The organism is Rhizobium sp. NLR10b, assembly GCF_019685435.1.
In the GTDB taxonomy this organism is placed as follows: domain Bacteria; phylum Pseudomonadota; class Alphaproteobacteria; order Rhizobiales; family Rhizobiaceae; genus Rhizobium.
This window is the reverse complement of the sequence record NZ_JABDWV010000037.1, coordinates 1-8,161: the sequence shown is the minus strand read 5'-3', so window position 1 is coordinate 8,161 and position 8,161 is coordinate 1. Positions and strand designations below refer to the sequence as shown.

The 8,161-nt window shown below is 54.4% G+C and carries 6 protein-coding genes; all 6 read right to left on the bottom strand.

The window, feature by feature from the left end:
* Positions 1 to 111 (bottom strand): transposase (locus HJB91_RS30040; RefSeq protein ID WP_165410108.1); only part of this gene is annotated, 111 nt, incomplete at its 3' end.
* A 153-nt stretch (positions 112 to 264) separates the two neighbouring features.
* Positions 265 to 1,827, bottom strand: coding sequence for a hypothetical protein (locus HJB91_RS30035; RefSeq protein ID WP_221156896.1), 1,563 nt, complete (start codon positions 1,825 to 1,827; stop codon positions 265 to 267).
* Between the two features lie 200 nt (positions 1,828 to 2,027).
* Positions 2,028 to 5,573 carry a type VI secretion system membrane subunit TssM gene (gene tssM / locus HJB91_RS30030; RefSeq protein WP_221156894.1) on the bottom strand — a complete coding sequence of 1,182 codons (3,546 nt, stop codon included), beginning with the start codon at positions 5,571 to 5,573 and terminating at the stop codon, positions 2,028 to 2,030.
* Between the two features lie 3 nt (positions 5,574 to 5,576).
* Positions 5,577 to 6,845: a type IVB secretion system protein IcmH/DotU gene (gene icmH, locus HJB91_RS30025; protein ID WP_311044453.1), complete on the bottom strand. Its 1,269-nt coding sequence runs from the start codon at positions 6,843 to 6,845 to the stop codon at positions 5,577 to 5,579.
* On the bottom strand, positions 6,835 to 7,797 hold the full coding sequence (locus tag HJB91_RS30020) for a hypothetical protein (protein ID WP_221156892.1): 963 nt from the start codon (positions 7,795 to 7,797) through the stop codon (positions 6,835 to 6,837). Before HJB91_RS30020 ends, icmH begins: the two co-directional genes overlap by 11 nt.
* The coding region (gene tssK / locus HJB91_RS31000; RefSeq protein WP_259669992.1) for a type VI secretion system baseplate subunit TssK at positions 7,794 to 8,161 on the bottom strand (368 nt) is incomplete at its 5' end. The genes HJB91_RS30020 and tssK, both read right to left, overlap by 4 nt.

Sequence of the window (8,161 nt, the reverse complement as noted above, 5' to 3'; positions counted from 1 at the left end):
GCTGGCATCGCTGACGCCATGCTTGCGGCAAAGCTCCGAGACCGGCGTGCCTGCCTCGTGCTCCTTCAATATGCCGATGATCTGTTCGTCTGTGAAACGATTGCGCTTCATCCTCTGGTCCTCTCAAATGGGCCAGAGCTTACTTCAAAATGGATTATTTCAACGGGGCAAGGTCAAACAACGGTGGGTGTAACTCTAGTCGGGCTTCGCCCCGCTTCGTCACACCCACCGCCGCCAAGTCCCATATTAATTACCTCTATGCAATTACGCGGCGGCCGCGGCGAGCGAGGCTTTGACACTGTTCAGTTCGCTGTCAATTGTCCTAAGTCCGCGCCGCAGCGTCTCCCCGACCGTAATTGGGCTGAAAACCGGTGGAGGATTATCGAGCAGTCGGACGAACTTGTTTCCGTCAAGAGACTGAAGGGTTGCTTCAACCACCGCTCTACTGCGCTCGATCACGTCGGCATTTGCCTCGGCCCCCAGCTCAACAATATTGGACAGCTCGTTCGAGACCACATCATTGGCGCTCTGGAAGAGTTCATCGATTGGCTTCCAGGATCCACCCATGGCTTCCACATCGTACTTCTCGGTGATCTCGGTCTTCGTCTCCTCCCAATGCACCAGCGCGAGATCGACGCATGCTTGCCAGTCATACCTGATGCTCCGAATGGTCGCGATCAGATTCCCTTCAAGCTTGTCGCTTCTCTTAAGGCCAATAAGGGAGATCAGCTGATCACTGTTGCAGAGCCGCTGCACCACTGCGATCAACCGCTCCAAAATCTCAAGCCTGCTGGCTGACCGGCCTTCTTCGTTTGGCCATTGTGATGAGACCATTGTGGCGATCCTGTCGGAGTTCGCACTTTCCAAGGAATAAGGAAGCTTTCGCTCTCGGACTGCTGCCTTGGTCGTTCGAAACAAGGTTTCCACCACCTCTTCTTTCTCAACGGGTTCTTTCCGAACATCGTTCAGGTCTATCCCACCTATCACGATCGATTGGCGCGCAGTGCCATCGCCAACGCCGGGACTATCCACCTTGACCTCATCCCCATCGGGCGCCTCGTCCACATATTGAAGGTTTCTCCGATTATCGTCATAGGCCAGCATCAACAGCAGCCGGCAGGTGAAATTATGCAGGGCATTCTCCTGCTCTTCCAACGGCGTGGCGGTTAGCATAGCCTTAAGCCAATCAGAGATTTTAATCGTCAAGGGACCGAGCTCAGCGGTTTGAAGTAACCCCGTTTGCCGGCTAATACGAATGGAGTGAGCTGCGATTGACGCTGCCGAAGTGGCAATGACTTCCTTCAGTCCATCGGGTAGAGCATTTTCTTCAGTGCCCTCCGTACGGTTTTCTTTGGCGATCTCCTGATTGTCTGCGGGCAGTTCATCGGAGTTCTCTTGAGCCGCTATTTCAAATCGATTGAGGTCTTCTTCTTTTAGAGGATCAGCTACATCTAGATCCGGGAGCGTTTTTTTGAAATCTTTGAAATATCGCTTCATATACCTTCTAACCTCAGCAATTTGGGCCGAGCCACCTTTGCCAAGCCGTACGACAATCACACCCTCCTTGTTCATCCGCCCTGTTCCGGACTTTAGAAACCTAAAGTCCGTGGGCTGGCAAAGGCCTTTGGTGGTTTCATAAGGTATTTTTTCCAAAGCTTTCCGCAGAGTCGTCAGCCCGTTCTTCCGCACCAAAACCACTGGCTTCTCCTTGCCAGCAATGCCACTGATGCCCAGCGCAAAGCAAAATTCCAGTCCTTCTTTGGCTTGAGTTCTTTTGATGATGTTCAAGAATCTTCCGGCAAGTGTTGGACTATGGCTGTCACTCATCATAAGTCTCCATCTTTTTGGCGTAGGTTTCGATATTGTTGAAGGATGATCGAAGCGGCGCGACGACGTTGATCGTCAGGCAGGAGGTAGTTCTCATTCCCGATTCTGTAGGACCCGCTGGCAAAAGCCGCAGAGTTCCGCCAGCTTAATATTCGGCAGCTTCCGACTCAGGCTCATTCACACTTTGAGCGCACTTTCCTCTAGAGTCGTGGGCATCGGAATTCCGATAACAGATTGCGAGATAGCGGGTTGATTAGGTTGTCGGACTGGAGGATGAATGTCGCCCATTGGTGACCAGCTACCAACCGGACGTAAATGCGGGCTGGGTCCTCTTGGCTAAGCGTCTGCCCCTTGTCCAATAGTCGGAGCAACGCCCAAGGACCCGCCTCGGAGAGCGCTGCGCTCTCCGAGGCGTTGAAAGTGATGGAAGCGCCGCCGACGCCACCGGCCGAGGGCCAGTGGAAACGCACAGGTTTGTATTCCCCCCGCCGCTGGGTGAGCCGCTGGCCGTCGATCTCGACCCCCACTTCGTTAGTCGATGGACCGGTATCAGCGACGGTTAGCAGGAACTCAAATGACGGCTGATCGCCACCACCCTTGAACATAGAATCTCCGATTGCAGCTGCTCGTTTGAACTGCGCTAGGGTATCTCGCTCAATTTGTGTTTTGGAATTCTCTTTAGAGCTAAACGTCCACGAGTTTTCGGACTGAACAACAAAGCTCGACAAGCGTTCGGAAAAAAAAGTGGCTATTATTCCATCGCGGCGAAACAGCCGAGCGAAATCTCCCAAAGGAATGTCGCGACGCGAACCGCGCACAAAGGGGTACCGTCCCGCCGTCGCGCGCCGGCACACATCACCAGCACCAACAGCCCACATTTCAGCGAGACGAACTTTTATTTCGCGGGTCGAGAGTTTCGAGCTTAACTGGCCCACGCCACGAACCCACTGCTGTATTGGTCGCGGCAGATTGGCTGCTCCGACTTCAATTTTGCGGATCGCAACAGCAGTTGGATCGCCCTTTTCAAGGGCCGAGTCCCCCACATTGCCGAGCGACTGATAAAGACTGCCGAGATCACGTATTGCACTTTCGATCGGCGCTTGGGAGCCAGGCGGGCTGTTTGGCACTACATTGACAAGTTGCTGGAGCCATTGAAAATGCTGATCTGTATATAGTTTGCGTTGGCTTTCTGAAATGTTTGGGACACCAGCCGGATGGAAGAGCGCCTGGAGGTTGCTTTCCCAAGGTTTCCCCTTCGCAATGTCGTTAGTCTGCGTTTCGGGCGCGAGTGGTTCGTCGAGATTGGTCTCGCGCGCCGCTGCTGTGAGGAACAAGCGCATTGGCGAAGTCGGCGCGGAAAGGGCGTTCAACGTTCGTAGCATGTCATCGACACTCACCACCGGCCGAATGGAGATATCATTAATGAGTTCATCCCAATTTAGTGCAAAATCCTGAAAGTAGAGATCGACAGCCGCGCGTTGCAGCATCTGGCTCGCTTCAACCCCAGGAGGGATCGCCTTATCGCGAAGCACCCAATCTTCTGCCGCAACCGCATCTGCTATCCGTGGTAGCATTGGGAGGACTAGGCCATTGAACCCGGCTCGGGTATAAATACCAGCCACACCAGTGTTGAGCGGTTGGCCTGATTTGCGGATCAGAACATCTTCCGCCATCGGGCCAGCGTGGTCGGACAGACGCCACGCCGGCAATTGGACGGCCTGAGGAGTGGTTGTCAAGATGTTGAGGACTCGACGGGGTAGTGAGATGGTGTTGAGCTTGGCGCGGCTTTTCTCAATTAAAGGCCTGTCAAGACCGATACTTAATCGGGGGTTCTCAATAAGAATATCGAGGTGTTCGGCCAACTCGCGGCGAAGGCTGGCGTCGGCCTCAGCTCGAAACTCCACTTCCCAATCGAGGGTCATCCAGTCTTTCACGACCTTGGGCTCGAAAGGACCTTGTCCCCCAAGCATCAGGTAAACTTTCAGTGCCTGATAAAGGAAAAGAGGATCATCCTGTCGGTCCGCAAGTAATTTCTCCAGTCGTAAAATCAGGCGCGGCAGCAAGATCAATTCAAGACCGCGAGTATAGGCCGCGCGCGTTTGGACCCCAAGCTCTTTGCTTCTATCAAAATTCAGATAATCGCTCGATTTGGCGTCTTTGTCATAGCCGGTCTCCATGTCGCGCAGTCGTTTGAGCAGCGGCAAGACCGGTCGCAGGTCGCTATTGTCCACCGGCTCAACCCTGAGCTTCTTCACCTCCTGGGAATAACGACTGAGCGTTTGATGAACCGTTTCGACCATATGGAGATTGCGGGCAAATCTGACCATTGAGAAAACGCACGCAATGCACACAAGTCCGCCGATCATGGCACGAAACCCATACCGACGCCAACGCTGACGGCGTTCAACACCAGGATGAACTTCGATAAGCCCGACCTCCGGGATGACCAATTCGCGAAGCAGACGAGTAATAAAAAAACTACGCTTCTGATCGAGTGAAGTAGGTCTGGCCGGTTGAGTAATGCTGAAGGTCCGAGCGGTGGCGGCGATCACCCGATCAAACGACGGCCCACTCTGTGTTCCGCTCACGAAGTAGATGCCCCGCAGCATGATGGGTTCCTCGAACGAATTGGTAGCGAAGACTTCGTTGAGGAACTTTTGTGAGGGGTGCTTGAGGCTTGCGATTTGCTGTGGGAAGCTGAACACAAGTGCGCGGCGTTGGATATCGGTTTCTTGGTGCATTCGTTCGAGCAGTCTGTCGTTGAGGCGTCCAACGAGTGCATCATATTCCGCTGCGTAACCGTCCATTGAAGCACGTTCACTGTCCAATGGCACTTGCGCGAAGGTAAATCCCCACACGGCTTCTCGCCCCTCGTCTCCGAGATTGCCAAAGAACTCCTTAAATCCAGCAATTAGGTCGCTCTTGTTGAGTAGCACGTAGATCGGTATTCGCACTCCAAGCTTTCTATAGAGCTCAAGGATCCGCTGCCGGATTTTTCCTGCATGATTGAGGAGTTCTTCTTGGGATGACGAACTCAGCTCATCGATCGCGATCGATATCAACACTCCCTTCAGTGGCTGTCGGCGGTATGAGCGGCTGAGCAATTGAAGGAAGCCGTGCCAGACCGCTTTGGCCTGATCAGGATGGGGTTCGTCGATTATGCTGTATCCCGGAGTATCGATCAGCACGGCATGGTCAGTCAACCACCAATCACAGTTGCGCGCGCTGAGTCTTTGTGCCAATAGGAAATCGAGACCAGAATTAGCAATTACGGTGGTTTTTCCAGACCCGGACGCACCGATAACCGCGTACCATGGCAATTGATAGAGCCACCGCCTGCCCAGAATCCCGTCACGACGAAGGCCCTTGAGTGTCGTGCGGGTTTGACGGAAGCGAGCTGACATCGTCTTCAGCTCTGCCTTGGCAGTGGCGTTGGCGAGCGTTTGCTCTGAATGGGAAGTAGAAGATCCTTCGCTATTGTGTTCCTTTTCTTTTGCCCCGAATCCATGCAGCAGGTTAGACGCTCGCTCAAGGAAAAAGCCTTCGAACCTGCCTTGGATCATAGAGAGGACGACATACACTATTGGAACCAACGTTGATGCCACGAGCTGCCCGCCGAGGCTACCAAGTGGAGCAACCCCATCAATTGAGAGGTGACGTCCAAACACAAAAATCACAGCACTTACTAAACAAATCAGCGCGATGGGAACAAATTTTGCCTTAAGCGCTTCACCTATTATGTGCATGGTCTAATTCTCTTTTGGCTTTTTGATTATTATCTCGATCCGCCGGTTCTTGGCGCGCCCTTGTGGCGTCCTGTTTGAAGCGATCGGTTCATCGCTGCCCCCGCCCTGCTCTCGCACCCGCCCTGGTTCCCTCATAGCCGATTTGATCGTCTCAGCAGCCGCTTTGGCACGCGCTACAGAAAGGTCTTCGTTGGAACGATAGGCGAGAGAGTCAATTGGCATGGAATCAGTGTGTCCGGTCAGAATAACTTCTCCCGGCTGCTCGTTTATTGCTCGGCCAATCCGCAGAAGAAGCGGCACGAATGCTATATTCACGATCGAACTTGCCGAGTCGAACATGCCGGAGGCTCGGACGGCAACGAACATCTGTTGCGCATCCTCGGTGACAGTGACAGATCCATCGGAGATCTCGGTTCCCAGCGAATCACGCAGTTTGTCGCCGTGAGTCTGGAATGTGTCTGGTAGAGTGGCCCTCACCATCCTTACAGCACCGCTCGGTGGCAGAGCGGCGAGTTCAGCGAGGACCACATCATACCGTTCATTGAACATGTGCTGAAGTACTACAAAGAGCGATAGGAAGGAGGCTACGCCGAGCGCGGTGATGGCCCAAGTTGGAACGAATCGAGGACGACGTCTTCGCGCCTCCACGCGTTCTTTCCAGTGCGGGGATATGTCGCGCTCGAAGTCACCACGCGCTGCTCGTATCAGTCGGTACGCGTCCTCACACAGCAGGCTGAGTTCGGACGTACCTCTGGCAGTTACCCGAAAGCGACCTTCAAAGCCTACCCGCATGCAGTAGTATAGCAATTCCAGTAATTCAACATGGATTGCTGGACCCTTTTTCATGTGCTCCAGAAGCTCGAAGAATCGGTCCCCGCCCCAAGTCTCCCCGAACAAAGTCCCAACCATGCTTCGCTTTGCCCATATGCCTTGGCTACCCCAAGCAGTGTTCAGGACTATGTCGTCAATTGTCGCGCAGAGGGCATATTTGCTGGCCGTGATCGCGCCCACAGGTAGGCTGAGCGCCCTTGTTCGACGCTCGAATACATCAATCTCTCGCAAGACCCGCAGACGAAGCTCCTCTACATTGACATGATCTGTACCAATCTTGAGCTGCGCACAGAGACCTAGAAGCGCTGCAGCGGCGGCCACGAGTGGATTGAGCCTGTGGAGCGTCAATGTTTCCCAGAACGGTTGATCTAGCGTCGGCGATGACGAAGGCTCAAAGCTCGCGAGAGGCTCGACGCCTAGTCCGGCTCCATCAGTCGACACGGCTACGATTCCTTTGAACTTTCACCGCAACCGGTTCCTTTTCTGGAAGATTATTGCCTACGCGACGCGAAGGTCCAAAGTCGGCGCCAAAACTGCGAATCATCTCATTTTCGATGTCCGAAATGACATCATCGAAGACGCGGCAGTACTCATCCCACAGTCTGGCTTTCCGCCCGCCAATCCACAGCCACTTGGACGGCATAGCCGATGCCTCGATTGCTGCAGAGCAGAGGCGTTCACGGACGCTGAGTAGAGGCTTCTGCAGTGAGGTAAGCACCTCGTGCATCGTGACACCAGCTGTGTCTTGCTCAACGTCGGAAGGACCATTGGCCGCAGGAAAGCCCGCTTCGGCCGCATGTTTTCCGTCACCTCCGACCTTTCCAGCCGCCGTCGAACGAGACGGCTCCTCCTCCTCCTGCGGCTGCGTCAGCGCCGGTCCGGTTCCCAACGGAAAGCCTTTGTCAATATCGGCACCATTTGGCGCAATTGTCGACCTCGGTGTTGCTTTGAGTTCGGTTGCGAGATCCCAATTGTCTGGAATGGTCTCGGGTCGCTGCGGTTGAACGAAGGCGCAGGCGTGATGGGGAATAGAATTTGGGACAATATTCGCCGGCGGGTTATCTACAGCGGCTAACCAGTGGCCTTGCTTGACTTCTAAGAACGGCGGAAGAAGGAAGTCTAGATCGGACGGGTCCGCAAGAGGGTCCCCGAGCCTCGCGACCCTTTCAACAGCTGGAACCATATCCGGCTCCAGAAGCCTTTCCACCTCAAGTGGTTCCCCAATCATCTGCCATTCGGGCGCGGTAGCACCCCCTACGGAAGCGGTGTCGACATTGGTTTCGTAGCCGCCGATCGGAGTGACATTACTGGCTTTCGAGATAATTGGCACCGCCGACGGCAGCGGCTTCGCCTCGCCATTCAGAAATACACTATTGCCGCTGAGCCCGATCATTGGGAATTCCCTATCCGCACGATCCACTGTGCACAGGTGCTTTGAGTTAACCCCGAGATCGCTAGACGGAGCAAGACGACCGTACTCCAACACGATTGTCGACGGCCCGACGCCCGCTCAATCTGCTGGCCTAGGCCGCAATGCAATGGCCGGGCTTTCAGCTTAATCACCGATAATAGGAGTGACATGTTTAGCTTAACCGATCGAACGGTCGCCGTGCCGTCCGGCAACACGCCATGCGCTGCCTCGATAGCGATTCTGCCCAAACCGAGCAGCTCGTGGTTAAGCCTCAAGTGGGTGACGCCCCAGCCATAACCATGCAAAACGGCCGTCCTGCTACGAATCAGCTTTTCGAAATAATGGT